This window comes from Roseibium sp. MB-4 (assembly GCF_053005265.1).
Genome location: NZ_JBRKQB010000002.1, coordinates 140,211 through 158,882, shown reverse-complemented (window position 1 = coordinate 158,882; position 18,672 = coordinate 140,211). Strand labels below are relative to the sequence as shown.

At 55.6% G+C, this 18,672-nt stretch carries 16 protein-coding genes; 7 read left to right on the top strand and 9 right to left on the bottom strand.

Going from position 1 to position 18,672, the window contains the following annotated elements; all coding sequences use genetic code 11:
* Positions 1-79: 79 nt before the first annotated feature.
* Both ilvC and ACVDG4_RS11835 read right to left on the bottom strand, forming a co-directional pair.
* Complete coding sequence (gene ilvC, locus ACVDG4_RS11840; RefSeq protein WP_008194118.1) at positions 80-1,099, bottom strand: ketol-acid reductoisomerase; 1,020 nt, start codon at positions 1,097-1,099, stop codon at positions 80-82.
* A gap of 85 nt (positions 1,100-1,184) precedes the next feature.
* On the bottom strand, positions 1,185-1,835 hold the full coding sequence (locus ACVDG4_RS11835; protein ID WP_133946663.1) for a TetR/AcrR family transcriptional regulator: 651 nt from the start codon (positions 1,833-1,835) through the stop codon (positions 1,185-1,187).
* A gap of 468 nt (positions 1,836-2,303) precedes the next feature.
* Between ACVDG4_RS11835 and ACVDG4_RS11830 the strand changes: the two genes are divergently transcribed.
* Positions 2,304-4,403: a putative bifunctional diguanylate cyclase/phosphodiesterase gene (locus tag ACVDG4_RS11830; protein ID WP_447235224.1), complete on the top strand. Its 2,100-nt coding sequence runs from the start codon at positions 2,304-2,306 to the stop codon at positions 4,401-4,403.
* Positions 4,404-4,433: 30 nt separating this feature from the next.
* Here the strand turns inward: ACVDG4_RS11830 and ACVDG4_RS11825 are convergent, their stop codons facing one another.
* The 4 genes from ACVDG4_RS11825 to ACVDG4_RS11810 all read right to left on the bottom strand — a co-directional run bounded on the left by ACVDG4_RS11825 (position 4,434) and on the right by ACVDG4_RS11810 (position 8,870).
* Positions 4,434-5,144, bottom strand: coding sequence for an HAD family hydrolase (locus ACVDG4_RS11825; protein WP_447235223.1), 711 nt, complete (start codon positions 5,142-5,144; stop codon positions 4,434-4,436).
* A gap of 8 nt (positions 5,145-5,152) precedes the next feature.
* Entirely contained in the window at positions 5,153-5,485 is a 333-nt protein-coding gene (locus ACVDG4_RS11820; protein ID WP_409692498.1) for a PAS domain-containing protein, read from the bottom strand.
* Positions 5,486-5,619: 134 nt separating this feature from the next.
* Positions 5,620-7,836, bottom strand: a complete 2,217-nt coding sequence (locus ACVDG4_RS11815) for an NADP-dependent isocitrate dehydrogenase (protein WP_447235222.1) — start codon at positions 7,834-7,836, stop codon at positions 5,620-5,622.
* Positions 7,837-8,078: 242 nt separating this feature from the next.
* Positions 8,079-8,870: a substrate-binding periplasmic protein gene (locus ACVDG4_RS11810; RefSeq protein WP_447235221.1), complete on the bottom strand. Its 792-nt coding sequence runs from the start codon at positions 8,868-8,870 to the stop codon at positions 8,079-8,081.
* 308 nt (positions 8,871-9,178) lie between these two features.
* On the opposite strand from ACVDG4_RS11810, the gene ACVDG4_RS11805 reads away from it, so the two are divergent.
* Positions 9,179-9,991, top strand: a complete 813-nt coding sequence (locus ACVDG4_RS11805; protein WP_409692489.1) for an RNA methyltransferase — start codon at positions 9,179-9,181, stop codon at positions 9,989-9,991.
* A gap of 10 nt (positions 9,992-10,001) precedes the next feature.
* Positions 10,002-10,802 carry a glutamate racemase gene (gene murI / locus ACVDG4_RS11800; RefSeq protein ID WP_447235220.1) on the top strand — a complete coding sequence of 267 codons (801 nt, stop codon included), beginning with the start codon at positions 10,002-10,004 and terminating at the stop codon, positions 10,800-10,802.
* A 43-nt stretch (positions 10,803-10,845) separates the two neighbouring features.
* Here murI and ACVDG4_RS11795 read toward each other — a convergent pair whose 3' ends face one another.
* Positions 10,846-12,642: an EAL domain-containing protein gene (locus ACVDG4_RS11795; protein ID WP_447235219.1), complete on the bottom strand. Its 1,797-nt coding sequence runs from the start codon at positions 12,640-12,642 to the stop codon at positions 10,846-10,848.
* Positions 12,643-13,119: 477 nt separating this feature from the next.
* Here ACVDG4_RS11795 and rpsD point away from each other — a divergent pair, with 477 nt between their 5' ends.
* Complete coding sequence (rpsD, locus tag ACVDG4_RS11790; RefSeq protein WP_133946670.1) at positions 13,120-13,737, top strand: 30S ribosomal protein S4; 618 nt, start codon at positions 13,120-13,122, stop codon at positions 13,735-13,737.
* Positions 13,738-13,999: 262 nt separating this feature from the next.
* The gene (locus ACVDG4_RS11785) at positions 14,000-14,746 is read left to right on the top strand and encodes a transporter substrate-binding domain-containing protein (RefSeq protein WP_428524355.1); all 747 of its coding nucleotides are present in this window, start codon (positions 14,000-14,002) and stop codon (positions 14,744-14,746) included.
* A gap of 85 nt (positions 14,747-14,831) precedes the next feature.
* Here the strand turns inward: ACVDG4_RS11785 and ACVDG4_RS11780 are convergent, their stop codons facing one another.
* Positions 14,832-15,521, bottom strand: a complete 690-nt coding sequence (locus ACVDG4_RS11780) for a ZinT family metal-binding protein (RefSeq protein ID WP_447235218.1) — start codon at positions 15,519-15,521, stop codon at positions 14,832-14,834.
* A gap of 210 nt (positions 15,522-15,731) precedes the next feature.
* Here ACVDG4_RS11780 and ttcA point away from each other — a divergent pair, with 210 nt between their 5' ends.
* On the top strand, positions 15,732-16,673 hold the full coding sequence (gene ttcA, locus ACVDG4_RS11775; RefSeq protein ID WP_447235217.1) for a tRNA 2-thiocytidine(32) synthetase TtcA: 942 nt from the start codon (positions 15,732-15,734) through the stop codon (positions 16,671-16,673).
* A gap of 36 nt (positions 16,674-16,709) precedes the next feature.
* Positions 16,710-18,329 (top strand): DUF427 domain-containing protein, encoded by a 1,620-nt coding sequence (locus ACVDG4_RS11770; protein ID WP_447235216.1) that lies wholly within the window; start codon positions 16,710-16,712, stop codon positions 18,327-18,329.
* Here the strand turns inward: ACVDG4_RS11770 and ACVDG4_RS11765 are convergent.
* Positions 18,323-18,604, bottom strand: coding sequence for an antitermination protein (locus ACVDG4_RS11765; protein ID WP_428524361.1), 282 nt, complete (start codon positions 18,602-18,604; stop codon positions 18,323-18,325). The genes ACVDG4_RS11770 and ACVDG4_RS11765 overlap by 7 nt on opposite strands.
* Positions 18,605-18,672: the final 68 nt, after the last annotated feature.

Below are 18,672 nucleotides of genomic sequence, written 5' to 3'. Positions count from 1 at the left end.
AGTGTGCGTGTCTCCCGGGCACTTAATGAAAAACCCCGCCGTTTCCAGCGGGGCTTTTGAATTCTCAGTCACGTAGACCTTAGTTTTTGGTCTTGTCGACGAGCGCGTTGGACTTGATCCAGGGCATCATGCCGCGAAGTTTTTCGCCAACTTCCTCGATCTGGTGTGCGTCGTTCAAACGGCGGGTTGCCTTGAACTTCGCAGCGCCAGCGCGGTACTCCTGCATCCAATCGGAGGTGAACTTGCCGTTTTGGATGTCTTCCAGAACGCGCTTCATCTCCGCCTTGGTTTCCGGCGTTACAATGCGCGGACCGGTGACATATTCGCCCCACTCAGCGGTGTTGGAGATGGAGTAGTTCATGTTTGCGATGCCGCCTTCGTAGATCAGATCGACGATCAGCTTCACTTCGTGCAAGCACTCGAAGTAAGCCATTTCCGGTGCGTAACCAGCTTCAACCAGAGTTTCGAAACCAGCGCGGATCAGTTCAACCAGACCACCACAGAGAACGGCCTGTTCGCCGAAGAGGTCGGTTTCACACTCTTCCTTAAAGGTTGTTTCGATGATACCGGAGCGGCCGCCGCCAACGCCACAGGCGTAGGACAGGCCAAGGTCATGCGCGTTGCCGGATGCATCCTGGTGAACGGCGATAAGGCACGGGACACCGCCGCCTTTCTGGTATTCGCCGCGTACTGTGTGGCCTGGGCCCTTCGGCGCAACCATCAGGACATCGACCGTGGACTTCGGCTCAATCAGGCCGAAATGAACATTAAGGCCGTGGGCGAAAGCGATCGCAGCACCGTCGCGGATGTTGTCGGCGATGTGGTCCTTGTAGATGTCGGCCTGCAGTTCGTCCGGGGTCGCCATCATCATCAAGTCGGCCCATGCGGCAGCTTCTGCAACCGTCATGACCTTGAAGCCATCGGCTTCTGCTTTCAAAGCTGTTGTCGAACCGGCGCGCAGGGCAACAACGATTTCCTTCTGGCCGCTGTCTTTCAGGTTCATGGCATGGGCCCGGCCTTGAGAGCCATAGCCGATGACGGCAACCTTCTTGGACTTGATGAGGTTTAGATCAGCATCACGATCGTAATAGACACGCATGGGAATTCCCTTTCCTTGAGATGTTGATCAAGACCGGGTCTTATCTGATCCGGGCCTGATGTTTTTTGTTTCCTCCGTCCGGGGGTCAGGCCCCGAACAGTTGATAAAATCGTGCCACGGCTGTTTTTGCCTGGCTTTTCAGATCCTTCTCGGCTGCACTTGCGGTCTCGCCGAGAAGAAGACGGATATGGACATCGCGGATCGCCAGTCCGTAGAGCACCTGGTAGGCGTCCTCCGCATCGTCGAATTTCAAGAGCCCGTGGCGCCGGCCGGTCTCAAGCATGTTGCGCGCGCGGGCTGAAATCATGTGTTTGCCGCGGACAAGCAAAAGTTGGCCGAGACGGTTGGAATTGGTGTTCGACTGCCCGATCGAGAGCCGGTTCAGGGCCAATGAGCTTTCCGAAAACAGGACGGCGAGCAAGGCCTCGACAAAAGCTGTGACGTGTGCGCGGAACGTGTCCGGATCAGCTGTGGCACCGCTTTCCGAAGGAAACTGCACCTGGCTCGCCTGATAGGCGACGACGGCTGCGAGCAAGCCATCCCGGTCGCCGAACCATTTGTAGAGGCTTTCTTTAGAGCAGCTTGCCGTGCGCGCAAGGCCGGCAGTTGTCAGGGCTTTTTCGCCGCCCTCAACCAAAAGCGTCAGCGCATGTTGCAAGACCACTTGCTGGCGCGGCGAGAACTCTGGTGCAGCGTCCGGGCGGGAAGTGGCGATGTCAAAACTGGCGGCAGGCATTTGGCTTCAGTCAACTGTTGGGTACGGGCGGGGCTCAGTGTTCATTGTGAGAACCGTACGGTACGGTTCGGATGGTGGTTATGGCAAAGGGATCAGGCAGGGTCAAGGAGAATCTTCGATCACATTCTTCTGAAAATTTCTCGGAGTTTGTGCTTTTTCGAAGCGTAAAAGCGTATGGGCGCAAGTGCAGTAGTTTTAAGGCATCAAGTGCGGGTGTCAGAGCGTGCGCGCGCCATTTACTCGTCCTAAAAAGAGATCTGAAGATTCTTCCGTAGCGTTGACATTGGCGAAACAACTAGTGTTGGCGGTGTGTTCAACTTTTTCCAACCAGTGACATCGGCATACTTCATGACAAAGCGCAAAAGCGTGCATTCTGCTGCCGATATTCATTATTTGTTGAATTAATCCCGATGAGATCATCCAAGAACGCGTAGATGCCAGAACGGCTGAGTTTTGTTGGGGGTCCGGATGCCGGCGAGTTTCATAGCGGCAGGCCAAAATGTCCTGAGGCGGGTGTTTGTCAGGTCAACACTGTATGCAGTGTGCGGAATCCTCGGATTTTCCTTCTTTTTCATAGGCATCAGCTATTACTCCCAAGTGTCGGGCATAACAGAGCGACTTGAGCGAGACGCACGGCAAAAAGCGGAATTCGTTGCAAATATTTCCGCTCGTGAAATCGAAAACAAAAACTACGGTGAAATGGAGCGGCTGCTGAATGCAGTTGCCAAAGACGATCACGTGACCGCAGCAAAGGCCTACAGCCGGTTTGGGCAGGAATTCGCCAGCGATTTCATGTCGGCCGCGCCGACAAGCGAAGTGCAGTTCAACGAATTCGCGTTAAACGCGGCGCTGACAGGTGAGGCCAAACTGCAAGAAACAGCTCGTTCGATCGAATACGTTCTTCCTGTTTTTCGGAATGGAACGGCCGTTGGCAGTGTGCTTGTTCGCGTGTCCAAGGCTGAGATTGCTGGCATCTTCTACAACACGCTGTGGCAGGTGGTCGCTCTGTTGGGCGTTGTTGCATTTGCGTTTATTCCGGCTCTTGGCTGGCTGATGTACAAGGCCACCGCCGGGATCAGCGAGGTTACCCAGGCTGCGAAAGAGGCGACTGAAGGCTATCTTGACTGCGACCTTGTAACTGATGCGCCGGGGGAAGTTGGAGATTTGCAAGCTGCATTTCGCCATATGCTGCAGACCCAGCGATCCAACATCGTAGAGATCGAACGGCTTGCTTATACCGACATGATCACGGGACTGGCCAATCGCGCCAAGTTGGACAAGCTAGCCGCGACGATGATCGACCAAAAACCGTGTGCGGAAGGCGCGGTTCTTTATGTTGGTTTTGATCGGTTCAAGCTTATCAACGATATGCATGGCCACCGTGTTGGTGATGAGGTCATGCGGCAGCTTGCGGCACGCCTGGGCAGGTTGCTCGACAAGGTCGCCCATCCGCACACCAAGAATGCACCTGCGTTGGCCCGTTTCTCCGGAGACGAGTTTGTCGCGATCCTTCCCGGTCTTACAGATCCGGAGCAATTGACCGAGGTGTCAGAAACCGTGCTCCGGCTTCTTAGCAGGCCGGTCCAGATTGGGAGCATGTCTCTTTCAGTGAGTGCAAGTGCCGGTTTTGTGACGTACCCGGAGCAAGGCGATACTGCTGAAGAGGTAATGAAGAACGCCAATCTCGCGATGTATCAGGCAAAGTCAGCCAGCCGGGGCAGGGCGGTTTCCTACAGTGAAGCGCTCAGAACACAGGCCAATGAGCGCGAACTGATTGCCGATCGTCTGCGGCATGCGGTTGATACGGGTGGCCTTGACGTCTTTTACCAGCCAAAGGTCATCCCGGAAAATGGCAAGATCATGGGATCAGAAGCCTTGCTCCGGTGGAATGATGAAGTCCTCGGTCATGTCTCACCGGCCAAGTTCATTCCGATCGCTGAAGAACGAGGGTTGATTGCACCCATAGGCCGGTTCGTCTTGCAAAGAGCGCTTAAAGATACCAAGCACCTCCATAGTGAAGGGCTTGAGACCTCGGTGGCTGTGAACGTGTCCCCGGCGCAATTTCAGGAAGAAACCTTTATTGAAGAGACAATTGGAACCGTCAGCGAAAGTGGCGTCTCGACGGAAAAGGTCGAGTTGGAAATCACCGAGTCCAGCCTCATGGATTACTCAGACACTGTACTGGATCGCATTCGCCCCATCCGGGAACAAGGTGTCAAATTCGCAATTGATGATTTCGGGACGGGATATTCCTGCCTCAGCAGTCTGGCAAACATGCCTTTCGACACTTTGAAGATCGACCGCTCCTTCATCATGGATATTGCGACATGTGCGGATCGCCGGACCATTGTGGAACTGATTTTCCTGATGGCCCATCAGCTTAATCTTGACACAGTGACGGAAGGCATCGAGACGCCGCTTCAAAAGGACTACCTGAAGGCTTGGGGCGGCACTTTGGGACAAGGGTATCTTTGGAGCCCGGCGGTCGCCTTTCCGGAATATCGCGCCATGATCCTGGCACAGTCCGTCGGTGCCGTCAGAACAGAAGTTGCGTCCGTGCTGCACTAGGTGACGAGCTCACCACCAACTCGTGTGAGATCACGGGCGGACAAGCACCTGCTCGGAGAGGTCCGCACAGCTTTCGAGGATGAGATCGGCGAGAGGGCTGAGGTCGGCTGCGGTTCCCGTGCCGGATAGGACACCGATCTTCAGGCCAGCCACAGCATTTTTCGCCATTTCCAGATCGTGCGTGTTGTCGCCAGCGACCGCGATCTGGCTGACTGGGATGCCGGTTGTTCCGGAAAACGCTTTGACCATGCCGGGGCCGGGCTTGTGCCCATGACCGCTGTCATAACCGGCGATGAATGAAAACAGGTCCACAACACCGGTGGCGCGCAGAAAGGTGGCGATAGACGCCTCACTGTCGCTGCTTGCAACCCCCAGGATATATCCAGCGTTGTGCAGTTTGCGGAGCGATGTTTCGAGCTCCGGCAGCAGTTTGGCCTTTTGCATCCCTTCCAGAAATATCCGGTCCAACACCGATGCCAGATGCTCAAGGGTGTGCGGGGCGCCTTCGTTTATGAAAGCTTCTGCAATCTCCAGAGCGTTGCCGGCAGCAAACAGGCTGCCAGCCGCAGTTTTCCGTGTCCCCGGATCCATCCCACCGGCAACCAGCAAACGCTTCGACAAGAGCTCGTCGCCGTTCACCGCGAATGAAGCTGCCTGTTCTTGTGGCGTTGCCCAAGTCGCATCAAAGTCCAGCAACGTGCCGTCCTTATCAAAGAGGATCGCCTTGATTGTACTGGCCATGAAGCTGGCTAGTCCTCGATGATGAAGGAAATGCCGAAGGTGCAGCGAACGCCGTCAAGTTCACCCGGCCATTTGCATACGTTGAGGGTCGCTTCACCCTTGGAGGACTTATGAACGAATTCATGCATATAGCCAGGTTTTCCCGCTGCAAGAACCTTTTTGTCATGGGCTACGAGCTCATCCGCGGTGTCTGCCCACGGGAGTTCATGATCGGTCTTGCCAACAACGCCGCCGCCGAATTCGTTGATGGTGTCGTTGCCGAAAATGTAGACCCCATCTTCGTTTTTTGCCCAAAAGATCACTGGCATCGAGTTCATGATCTTCAGATCTGTAGCATTCATTTTATCCTCCCTGCGGTTTTCTTTCGGCGCTATGGGAAAGGCGCTGTCAGAAGGTGACACGGGATCCTTTGAACGCAAAGAAAAAGGCAGCCACTTGGACCGCCTTTGGTATCTTTTAATTTGGCTTATCCGCCTCAGCCGATGATGCCGTTCAGCGTCGCGCTTGGGCGCATCACTGCGTCGACTTTCGCCTGCGGGGCATGGTAGTAGCCGCCGGTGTCGGCAGGAGAGCCCTGGACGCCGTTGAGTTCCCCTACGATCTTGTCTTCGTTCGAGGACAAGGCTTCGGCGATCGGAGCGAACTGGGCCTTCAGGTCCGCATCCTGATCCTGAGCGGCCAGAGCCTGTGCCCAATAAAGCGCGATGTAGAAGTGGCTGCCGCGGTTGTCGAGGCCGCCGACCTTCCGGGCCGGTGACTTGTCGTTGTCGAGCAGGCCTTCAATTGCCTTGTCGAGCGCATCAGCCAGAACCTGGGCCTTGGCGTTGCCCTTGACGTTTGCAAGGTGCTCCAGAGAGGCGCCAAGCGCACAAAACTCACCCAGAGAATCCCAGCGCAGGTAGTTTTCTTCCTGCAGCTGCTGAACGTGTTTCGGCGCAGAACCACCAGCACCTGTCTCAAACAGGCCGCCGCCGTTCATGAGCGGAACGATGGAGAGCATCTTTGCAGACGTGCCGACTTCCAGGATCGGGTAAAGATCGGTTAGGTAGTCCCGCAGTACGTTGCCGGTGATGGAGATCGTGTCTTCACCGCGGGCAATACGTTCAGTGGAGTATTTCGCGGCCTCGGTCGGGGCCAGGATGCGGTAGTCGAGACCGGACGTGTCGTGATCCGGCAGATAAGCTTCGACCTTCTTGATCAGCTCGGCATCGTGTGCGCGTTCTGAGTTCAGCCAAAAGACGCCCGGCATACCGGACAGGCGCATGCGGTTGACGCCGAGCTTGACCCAGTCGCGGATTGGCGCGTCTTTGGTCCGGCATGCGCGCCAGATGTCACCGCCTTCAACACCATGCTCAATCAGGGTTTCGCCAGATGCACTGACCACCTTGATGGTACCGTCGCTTGGTGCCTTGAAGGTCTGCGGGTGCGAGCCGTATTCCTCGGCCTTTTGGGCCATCAGGCCGACATTCGGCACTGTGCCCATTTTTGCCGGGTCGAGGGCACCGTTTTCCTTACAGAAGTCGATGACGGCAGAATAAACGCCAGCGTAGGAGCTGTCCGGGATCACACACTTGGCGTCACCCTCGTTGCCGTCCGGGCCCCAGCCCTTGCCGCCTGCGCGGATCAGAGCCGGCATGGAGGCGTCGATGATGACGTCCGAAGAAACGTGCAAGTTGGTGATGCCCTTGTCGGAGTTCACCATGTACATCGCCGGGCCGTTGTCGAGCGCAGCCTTGATATCGGCCTGGATTTCAGCGGCCTTGTCAGCTGGAAGCGTGGCAACCTTGGCTTCCAGGTCGCCGATGCCGAGATCCGGGTTGACGCCGAGTTCAGTGAATGTTGCCGCGTGCTTTTCGAAAACGTCTTTCAGGAATGCCTTCACGCAGACACCGAAGATGATCGGGTCGGAGACCTTCATCATGGTCGCCTTCATGTGCAGCGAAAACAGGATGCCCTGATCCTTGGCGTCCTGGATTTCCTTTTCCAGAAATGCGCTGAGCGCCTTGACGCTCATGTAGGTGCTGTCGATGACATCGCCATCTTCCAGCGGCCAGTCGCCTTTCAGAACGGTCTCAGCGCCGTCTTTTCCGGCAAAAACGATCTTGGCGGTGCCGGCTTGAGCTGCGGAAACAGTGATGGACTTCTCGTTGGAGCGGAAGTCGTTCTCGCCCATTGTCGCAACATGTGTCTTGGAAGAAGACGCCCAGGCGCCCATGCGGTGTGGGTTCTTCTTGGCGTATTCCTTGACCGCTTTCGGTGCGCGGCGGTCTGAATTGCCCTCGCGCAGCACCGGGTTCACGGCAGAGCCCTTGATGCCGTCGTATCGGGCCTTGATGTCTTTTTCCGCATCATTCGCCGGATCAGATGGGTAATCCGGAAGCTTGTAGCCCTGGTCTTGCAGTTCCTTGATAGCTGCATTCAGCTGTGGCTGCGAGGCGGAGATGTTCGGCAGCTTGATGACGTTAGCGTCCGGCTGCTTCACCATATCGCCAAGGAGCGCGAGATCATCCGACTGCTTCTGTTCATCGGTCAGAAAATCCGGAAACGTTGCCAGGATCCGGCCGGCAAGGGAGATGTCCTTGGTGCCGATGGTCAGGCCGGCAGCCTTGGTGAAGGAGCGGATGATCGGAAGGAAGGAAGCTGATGCCAGTTCCGGCGCTTCATCAACCTTGGTGTAGATAATATCGGCCATGTTGCTCACGTTTCCTGATGGTCCAACGGGATCTGCCGGGGCAGGGAGGCGCCTCCGGGCGGAGTTCGAAGAGCGTATACAATTGTACGCAATCAATTGCCAGCCCTCATAAAGGCGAAGGCCGCAAAAGCCGTGGGTGTTCTAGCAAACAGGACGAAAAACGCAATTCAGGTGGTTTACGGAAAGAGATGTAAAACCTGCCGCCGACGCAGGTGGTCAGTTCGGCTCCACACCCGATCTGATCAGTTTATTGCGCCGTTACCGTCCTTGTAGCGGGCAGTGATACGATCGAACTCGCCGCTCTCCTGCATGGTTTGCAGTTCTTTGGAAAACGCAGCGACGAAGTCCGTTGATACGCTTTTCTTGCTGAACATGATGTAATTCGGCTCTGAAGCGACAATAGCGTTCGTCGCTTTAATCACCTCTGAAAGACCGAGCGACTGGATCTCCGAGGTTACGACATAGGTTTCCCCCAAAATCGCATCGACCCGGCCGAGCTCAAGCTGTTTGAGGTTCAGTTCCAGGCTGTCCGTCATCTCAATCAGATGCGGATAGGCTTCCGACAGTGCTGGGAACGAACCGCCATAAGCATAGTCCCTAACCACACCCAACCGTTTATCGTTTTGGAAGAAGTCGCCGAGGCTTTCATAGGTATCGACGTTTTCTGCCCGCACGAACAGCACTTCGTCGGCTTGAATATAGGGCGCTGAGAAATGTGCATACGCCTCACGTTCCGGTGTCTTTGTAACGGGTGTGGCAATGTCGACCGTGCCGTTCCGCAAGGCATTGAGGTGTCGTGTCCAGGGCAAGGGTACTTTCATAAGATCACAGCCGAGCTTGCCGAGGATTGTCTCAATGACCTCGAAGTCCATGCCCCGGACTTCTCCATCTTCGACAATGTTGTAGGGCCGGTAATCACCTGCGCCAGCGATCAGTGTTCCGCCCCGGGGGCACTCTTCAGAAGCTGCCGGTATTGGCACAAGTCCAATCGCAAACCCCATTACTATAGCTGGAATGATTGCCGCACGGTGCATGGCATCCTTCTTTGATGGCTAATAGAACCAGATCGTACTCTCTCAGAGGAAGAATAAGAGAGTGTTGAGCTAAAGCAAAAAACACGAGGTTTTGTTTTATTGCCTGTTTGTTTGTTTCCGCTTTTGGTTGGAAGGTTTGCCAAGGCTCCCGTATCAGGTGTCTTGATTTGGGTGTGTCGGCGTTGATTGTTTGGAGTTTGTTTTCCAGAGATCTCAAGACATCGTTCGATGCGGCTCCGATTGACTCCGGTGCGGGTTGGGAATGCAGGGGCTTTAAAAGTTTCCGCCGTTCGGCTAAATCCCGCTTCATGAGCAAAAACGCAAAAATCAGAGATGAAGCGCGGGCAATTACTGCGCGGCCGCCTGCTGTGATCCTATGTGAGCCACAGCTGGGCGAAAACATCGGAACAGCCGCCCGGGCGATGGCCAATTTCGGCCTGGTTGACCTTCGTATCGTCAATCCGCGCGATGGCTGGCCAAGTGAAAAAGCGCGCGCTGCAGCCAGCCGGGCAGACCATGTGATCGACAAGGTTCAGGTCTTCGAAACCACGGAAGCTGCGATTGCCGATCTGAATTTCGTTTATGCAACAACAGCCCGATCGCGCGAGGTGCCAAAACCTGTCCGCGGCCCGGATGAAGCAGCAGTCAAGGCCGTGGATCTTGGTGAGCGCCAGCATGGTGTCGGCTACTTGTTCGGCCGTGAACGCTGGGGGCTGAACAACGAGGAAGTCGCGCTTGCCGACGAAATCGTCACCTTGCCAGTCGACCCGGATTTTGCATCGTTGAACATTGCTCAGGCTGTTCTCGTCTGCGCCTACGAGTGGCGGAAAACAGCGAGCAAAGGTGAATTGCCATTCTTGTTGTCAGAGGAAGAGCATCCGCCGGCGTCCAAGGACGACATTTTGCGGATGTTCGAACACCTAGAAAGCTCTCTTGACGAAGTGAGTTTCTTCCGTCCGCCGGAGCGCCGCCCACATATGGTGCGGAACTTGCGCAACATCTTCCAAAAGGCAGAACTCAGCCAACAGGAAGTCCGCACCTTGCGGGGCGTGATAGCTGCGCTGGAGCGTCGGGAAACACGTCCGCGCAAGACCCGTGACGTCGACGAGACAGAAGCCTGAGGAAGTGCCCGTGGGTGATGTCCGGCCAGTGCTCTTTTATGATTCAGGGTTAGGCGGGCTCACGGTTCTTCGTGAGGCACGTTACCTGCTTCCCTATGAGCGCCTTCTTTATGTGGCGGACGATGCGGCTTTTCCAATTGGTCGCTGGCCGGAAGCAGAACTTCTTGTCAGATTACAGGACCAATTTGCCAGGCTGATCGAGGAATATGATCCAAAGGCGGTCGTGATCGCGTGCAACACCGCCTTCACGCTTGGTGGAGAGGCATTGCGTATAGCTTTTCCAAATGTGCCGTTTATCGGAACGGTCCCGGCGATCAAACCGGCAGCAGAGCGGACGGCCTCGGGTCTGATTTCGGTGCTGGCGACACCTGGCACGGTTCGGCGGGCTTATACCCGCTCGTTGATTGAGAGTTTTGCCGCGCAGTGCCATGTCAGGCTCGTGGGCTCTGATAATCTGGCAGAACTCGCCGAACAGCATCTGCGCGGTGAACCGGTGTCTGACGAGGCACTGCGACAGGAGATTTCGAACTGTTTTCTGGAGCAAAATGGCCAGCGGACAGATATCATTGTTCTGGCCTGTACCCATTATCCGTTTTTGGCGAACCGGTTCCGGAAAATCGCACCCTGGCCCGTCGATTGGCTGGACCCGGCCGAGGCGATCGCGCGCCAGTTGGTACGCGTTCTGGGATCGGATCTGGCATCAGCCCCATCTGAAACCGCCGACCTTGCCATTTTGACTTCAGGGACCCGGAAACCTGCAATCGAGCGGCTTCTCGCCGGTTTTGGTCTGGCGCTTATGCCGGACGTATGATCAGTTGTAAAACCGAACTTAATCAGGTGCCGCGGTTGCGGTTTCAGGCTGCCAGGGTCTTGAGTGCGATGCCATCATCCGTAGATTTGGCTGCGCCCTTCAGCTGACCGATTTCCTCTGTAATCAATCCGGTGCTTGCCGGGACTCCCTTTGGCAGGGTGAGGATCGAGATCGAGCATTGCAGAAGCGGGAAGTCCCGCATCGTCCCATAGCGGTCCTGCGCGCGCATGAAGCCCTGTTCGCGGTGTTCCGGCTGATAGAAGCTTTCAACATCGGTCCGGAACGCGCGTCGCAGAGCCCGCATTCTCGTTGCGATTTCCATCTGATCGCCGGTCAGGAACCCTGCCATGAAATCGTCGCCGCCGATATGCCCATGGAACGAATTGTTGCCGGTTACATGTTTTTGCAGAAGTTCACTGAAGAGAATGATTGCGCGGTCGCCCTGACGGTATCCGTACGTATCGTTGAACGGCTTGAAGTTGTCGAAATCGATGTAACAAATGTGCCGGTCCGATGCCGTCGTGCAGGCAGATTTCGATATGAACCGGCTCACCGCGCCATTTCCGGGAAGGCCAGTAAGAGGATTTTGATCTTGCGCCTCCTGCAGACGCTTCTCGTGAATGATCTTTAAAAGGGAGGTTGCCGAGAGGAACCCGGTGTAACGGAAATTCTGCGTGATGATGATGCCATCGGAGTTGATCGAGGAGGCAAACGTCACCAGCAGCATGTCCGCATTGGAATCGATATCCGCGATCGGGCAGGCCCGCACGAATGACCGCAATGGAAAGTCGAGCGCCGCCTTGGCGTCTTCGTCATCCGGCCCTCCGGCGTAAAGATAAGCTTTCAAATCGCGTTCATGGATAATGCCGCGCGGTTCCTGGTTGGCATCCAGAACAGGAATGATGCTGGCATCCTGATTGTGAACAAAAAGATCCAGAAGATCGTTCATGGACGAATCGAATTGAACGGTTGGCAACTCCAACAGCTCATTGCGTATCCGGCATTGCTCTTCCTTGCGTTTTCCATTCGGCGTGTCGGCGCGGATGTGGTCGTAGAAAAGCTTTGCTGATCCGGGGGCGGCCGAGGGCTTTGCAATAAAATACCCCTGAACCAGGTCACAACCGGCATCCCGGCAGGCGCGGAATTCGCGTTCCGTTTCAATGCATTCTGCGATGACTCGGGCGCCTAAAACGTGGGCAAGATTTGCGACCGTCGTGACGAAGAGCTTCTTGCGTGGATCGCTGTCGATACCGCTCAGGAAAAACCGGTCGATCCGGACATATTCCGGAGACATATCGTGAAGAAGACGCAGTTCTGATGACCCGCGGCCAAAATCATCCAGGGCAATCATGAAGCCTGATTGGCGCAGGTCGCTCAGCGCATGGTGGGAGACATCACTCAGGGTTTCTTGATGGCGGCCGGAAAACTCAAGGCATATCTGGCTTTTCTGCAATCCGTATTCGACCAGGATTGCGTCCATGTTCATGCGCGGGTCTTCGTTTTCACCGAGACCGCGGCCGTCCAGTTTAAAAAAGAGTTTGGTGCCCTTGGCGGTCCGTAGCGCCATGAATTTGGTCGCGGCTTTGCGCAAGAGGGCGGTTTCCAGGTGCGGTAGAAACCCCTGTGCGTTGGCCTGATTGAGAAGATCATCTGGAGAACTGGCGCCAGCCCGGCTGCAATTGCGGATCTGCGCCTCGTAGCCGTAAACAACACCGGTACCGACATCAACAATCGGCTGAAGGGCATAATCCAGGCTGTCTAATATGTGCTTGATGGGCGGCTGGCCGGGAACCGGCTCGGGGCCATCATCCTCTGGTTCGGAATGTGAGGGCGAGAACATGTCTACCTACTAATGTCTTCACAATACGAAAAATCGATGAGGCCCTGAAAGGGGCCGAGTTGCAGATTTCACTGGCAATTATTCTTATGGTTGTGATTGGCGGGCATAGTGAAAAACTGCAATTAAAATTTTCTAAATGTATTCATTAATTTTGACATGAAAATTACGTATGGGCATCACTGATCGGTGAGGATGTCGATTGCAGCCCGTTCTTACCGGTCGTGTCCGGCGGTAAATCCTAGAAACTGAAAGAAATCCGCCGCGAACAGGCAGGTGGCATTGACTTTTGATAGCCGAACCGGTAATTCCGCGCGATCTGGCTGGATCTGATCTGGCCGGTTTACGCACCCGTGGGTTTTCAGCCGGCGCCGTCTGTTGAAACCCTGTCGATCTGATCGCTCGCTGCTGCGGATGATCAGAAGAAGGAGGGCGCGTTTCCTTGTTAGAAAAACAACGCGAAGTTTAAAGGAAACCGCGATGTCAAAGCGCCATAGCGTTAAATACAAAATCGACCGCCGGATGGGCGAGAACATCTGGGGCCGTCCGAAGAGCCCGGTCAACCGTCGTGAGTACGGCCCAGGCCAGCACGGTCAGCGCCGTAAAGGCAAACTGTCCGACTTCGGTGTTCAGCTGCGCGCAAAGCAGAAGCTGAAAGGCTACTACGGCAACATCTCCGAGAAACAGTTCCGCAAGGTCTATGCAGAAGCGTCCCGTCTGAAAGGCGATACCTCTGAGAACCTGATCGGTCTGCTGGAGCGCCGTCTCGACGCAGTCGTTTACCGTGCGAAGTTCGTACCGACCGTTTTCGCTGCCCGTCAGTTCATCAACCACGGTCACGTGAAGGTCAACGGCAAGCGCGTCAACATCCCGAGCTACCAGCTGCGTCCGGGTGACGTGATTGAAGTTCGTGAACGGTCCAAGCAACTCGCTATCGTTCTGGAAGCTGTCCAGTCCGCTGAGCGTGACGTGCCGGACTATGTCGATGCAGACCATGCAAAAATGACTGCAACTTACTCCCGCGTTCCGGCTTTCTCAGATGTGCCGTACCCGGTGCAGATGGAACCGAACCTGGTGGTCGAGTTCTATTCGCGCTAAACCTAGCGCCGAATACAAAACACCTAAGGGCTGCTTTCGGGCAGCCCTTTTTCTTTGTGGCGGAAAATTGTTTTCCAAAGCATGGCGGCTCGATAGATTTGTACCGATCGGTAGGGCCGTGTTTTGCGTAAACGTATTCGTTCGATTACGGACCTTGACGGCTCTCCTTGAAAAAGAAAATCTGATGCCCGAATTGAGCGGCCTAATCCCCAATGGCAGCAGGCCGCGAATTTTCATTCGGTTTCACCGGACGAGGCATTGAATGGTATTTCGCTTCTTTCTTTTCATCGCAATTGTCTTGTGGTCAGGGCAATTGTCAGCGCGAACCATTGTCAACGTTGGTTTGACATCGATTCAACCCCCACTGGTCTTCAGCGGGAGCGAAGAACGCGGTCTGATCTACGATGTTTTGGCCGCCCTTAACGATCATCAGGACGACTTCACTTTCACGCCGAGTCTCGTTCCAGCCAAGCGATTGCTTGCCAATCATCAGACAGATGATTTTCATCTTATCGCCTACAATGACGTCCTTTGGGGATGGGCGCAGCGTGGTGGCAAGCCAAGTGTCAATCTCACCAATGGCAAGGATCTGTTTTTTCAGCTGAAAGGCATGACCCAAACGACGGAAGCCACCGCTCAGATCGGTGCCGTGATGGGGTTTCACTATGCATTTTCAGACTTTGATGCTGAAAAACTCGGATCGATGCCGAATGTAAGCCTTGTCAGTAATGAAAGTGGTGTGCTCAAGCTCGTCGAATATGGCCGCGTTGACAAAGGCATTGCGAGCGAAACGTTTCTCAATTGGGTTTCGGTATCCGAGCCAGAAGTCTACGCCAAACTGCAGATATTCGCTGACCAGCCGGACCACACCTACAATCGGCAATTCGTCGTTTTTCCCTACGCTCCGATCACCGTTGAGCAACTGAATATCTATTTGCGTGGGTTGAAAGCTTCCGGTGTTCTCGGCGAAATTTATGCCAAATACGGAATTGAGATTCCGGACTTTTGACCTTCTTTTGGCGCTGGGTCTTATGCAGTTACGTCCCCGCCACGGTGGCGGGGATGTATTTTCAAGGGCGCCGTGGAGAGACGGTTTAGTGGGCCACCATTTCTTCCACAATCTGCTGACCGGTCAGCTCAGCTGGGTAGTAGGTTGGCCAGTTGGTCACTTCTTTCAAAAGGGCTGCCCGATCGTCTCCCCAGTAAAGGTGGTAGTGATCTGCTGCTGCCGGTGAAATTTTGTGGTCGCTGAACTGGATGTATTCCGGCGCACTTTCATCGCCTGACACTTTTTGGAAGATGTAGCGAACACCACGATTGCCCTTTTTGTAGGTCAGGATTTCGTAGCCGTCATAGGTATAGGCGCCGCTAGCGGTTCCGCTGTCTTTGACAAAGCGGACGATATCTCCATCAATTTCGATGGAATCGACGTCGGTTTTGTAGCCGATCAGGTAATAGTCCTTGTACTCACCGGCAGTTTTTGTGCCGTGTTCGGCCTTGTGGTCCATGACCGGGTCCAGTGTCCCTTCAGTCAGATACGGATAGACCGATTGCCAATTTCCCGCCCAATCGGAGAGGGACCGGTTCTCAATCTGATCATCCTCAAAGTAGCCTTTGTAGATTTCTGACTTCTTGGAATGGGACCCGTGAGAGTGACTGTGAGTGTGGTCTTTTGATTGCGCCTTTTCGCTAGCTGCGACAGGCGCAGCAGCGAAAAGAGTCAGAGCCAAACCCAACTTGAGAGCAGTTGCTTGGAGAAGACCTGCAGACGAATGAAACTTCACGATAAACCTCTTTTTACAAGATATGTAATGTTATTACATAACATATAAACCACTAGTCATTTATGACAGCTCTGGCAACCGGGAAATTGCTTCAGGACTGGGTGGTCGATGATGGAGGGGAATAATCCGCCCAGAGTTCTTGGCCTTGAGACCGCAATCCGGTATGTCAGCCGTCAATTGTTTCAGGACAGGGTCCCAGGGCATCAGATCATGAACGACATTGCCGACAGCACGAACATCGACGTTCCAGCGCTTTTGCGCAAAGCGCCGTCGAGCGTTGAGTTCAAGAAACTGCGCAAGCGGCTTCTGCGTCAGGCCCGCGAAGCCATCAGCGATTTCGGGATGGTGCCGGAGGGGGCATCGGAGACCAGCCGGCCAAAGTGGCTGGTCTGTCTGTCCGGTGGCAAGGACAGCTACACGCTCCTGGCGGTTTTGATCGAGCTGAAGTGGCGCGGGCTGCTGCCGGTAGATCTGGTCGCCTGCAATCTCGACCAGGCCCAGCCGGGTTTTCCGCCGGAGATCCTGCCGAAGTTCTTTGAAGACAACGGCATCGACCACATCATCGTGCGCGAGGACACCTATTCTATTGTCACCGACAAGATCCCGGAGCATCGAACCTATTGTTCGCTGTGCTCGCGTTTGCGCCGGGGCATTCTCTACCGCGTGGCACGGGAGCAGGGCTGTGAGGCCATCGTCCTCGGTCACCACCGCGACGATATTCTTGAAACGTTTTTCATGAACCTGTTTCATGGCGGGCGACTCGCGTCGATGCCGCCCAAGCTGATCAACGATGAAGGCGATCTTCTGGTTTTGCGCCCGCTTGCCTATGCGGCGGAGCGCGACATCCAGAAGTTTTCCGACGGCATGGAATTCCCGATCATCCCATGCAACTTATGTGGCTCCCAAGACGGTCTGCAGCGTGAGGAAGTGAAACGCATGCTCCAAGCCTGGGAAAGAGAAACTCCGGGCCGTCTGGGTGTTATGGCCCGCGCGCTCGGCCACACCCGGCCATCGCATCTGCTTGATCGTAAGCTCTATGACTTTGTGAATTTGCGCCCACAGGAAGGCGCCGGGGAAGAGAGCAGCGGTGAAGCGGAAGAGCCGTGCGGGGCGAGTCTTGCCATGACCGCCAAGCTCTTTGCAGCTGAGTAACCGAAACAAACCTGCCTGCGGACCCGCATCGCTGGATTGCTGGACATTGCTCTGGCGCGTTTCTATCTTTCCGGCATGACAGCGCGCCCTCAATTGACGTCGAACGACTACACCATCGTGGTGGAGCCACTTGCTGGGGAAACCGTCGCCTCGCTTGGCGGTGAGATCCTCGCGCGCTCCAATCGCGCCCGGGTGATGTATGAAACGCGGCTGCCGCCGGTGGTCTATTTTCCAGAAGAAGACATTGCCGCGGAACTGGAACCGGCCTTCGAACACAGGACGTTCTGCCCGTTCAAGGGAACGGCTTCTTACAGTCATGTCCATGTTGGCGATCGCGTTCTGGAAAACGGGGCCTGGCGCTATCCCAATGCCCTGCCGGAAGGACAGGCCGTGGACGGATGCCTTGCTTTCATGCCGGCAGACGGGTTGCAGGTGACCCGGAACGGATCGGCGATCGACACGATCCTTGGCGGCAATATCTCCGGCCCGACCGTAGACTGGCTTTTGCGCGAGGCCTGGACGGCCAAGTCTCCTGAAGAATTGTTGGCTGCGCTGGGCAAGCGGTTGGTCGCTGATGGCGTTGCAGTCTGGCGAATGAGTGTTCTCGTCTGGTCGCTTCATCCCATGATTGCCGGCCGGCACATCATCTGGAACCGGGAAGGGGACACCATTGAAAGCCGGCAGCCTTCCTATGAGCTCATGGAAAGCCCGATTTTTCAGGAAAGCCCGCTCCGGCATGTAGCTGATGGGCTGGGCGGGATCCGGCAAAAACTCGACACCAACCCCGATGAGTTCAGTTTCCCTGTTATGGAGGATTTCCGCAAACAAGGCGTGACGGATTATGTCGCCATGCCGTTGCCGTTTTCGGACGGCCGCGTCAATGTTTTGACCCTTGCCAGCGATCATCCGAACGGCTTTACGACCGCCAATCTCGGACTGGTTTTTGAATGCTCGGCCCTGATCAGCCGCCTGTTCGAGGTGTTCGCGCTCACATCCAATGCGACCTCCCTGCTCGAGACGTATCTGGGCAAAAGGACCGGAGCCCGCGTTCTTGGCGGGGAGATTCGGCGCGGAGATGGCGATGTCATTGACGCAGCGATCCTGTTTTGCGACCTGCGGCACTCCACCCGGCTTGAAACAGAGCTTGGCCGGGAAGCTTATGTGCGGGAGCTCAACCGGTTTTTTGAAGTCGCCACCGACATTGTGAATGCTCATGAGGGCGAGGTCCTGAAATTTATCGGGGATGCGGTGCTGGCGATCTTTCCGGCCAGTCAGGGCAATCAAAGGGCCTGTGCTCAAGCGGTTGAAAGCGCGGAACAGATTGTCGAGAAACTGGCCGATGTCGCGGGGACCGACCATCATCCGCTCACCTCTGCGATCGGCATCGCGTATGGTGAGGTCACTTACGGCAATGTCGGGTCGCGGGAGCGGCTCGATTTCACGGTCATCGGAAGCGCTGCCAACATCGCCGCGAGGCTTGGGGAGTATGGCAAGATCGGCGGCCATGCCGTTGTAATGTCTCGGGAAGTTGCCGATGCGACTGCTAAGCCGATGGACCGGCTGGGCGCGCTTGACCTTCATAATGTCCAGGAAGATGTCGAAGCGTTTGCGCATACCGTCTCGGGAGCGCAGTCCACGTCTGAAAGCGGTTATTGAACCTTCGGGTTGCCTGCGAAACCGCCAACTGGCTGGTTGCGCACCAGGATCACCAGCCCTTCTTTGCTCGGCTCAGCATCCTTCAAGGCAACGCCGCCGTAGTTTTCGCAAAGTTCATCGGCGCTCTTGGTGCGGGAAGGGGTGAACATGGTGAGGGCCTGGCATTCGACCCGGCGCAATTCACTGTCTTGCGGAGTGGGCATCACCAACTCGAAAGTCAATCCTGCGCCGATCACTGCGGCCACTGCGACGGTTGCGTAAGCAAACTTGTTCATAGTCCCCGTTCCCATGTCCTGGCCCCGGATCACGTGGGGCGCTGAGGTATGGACGGAGAATGGCGGAA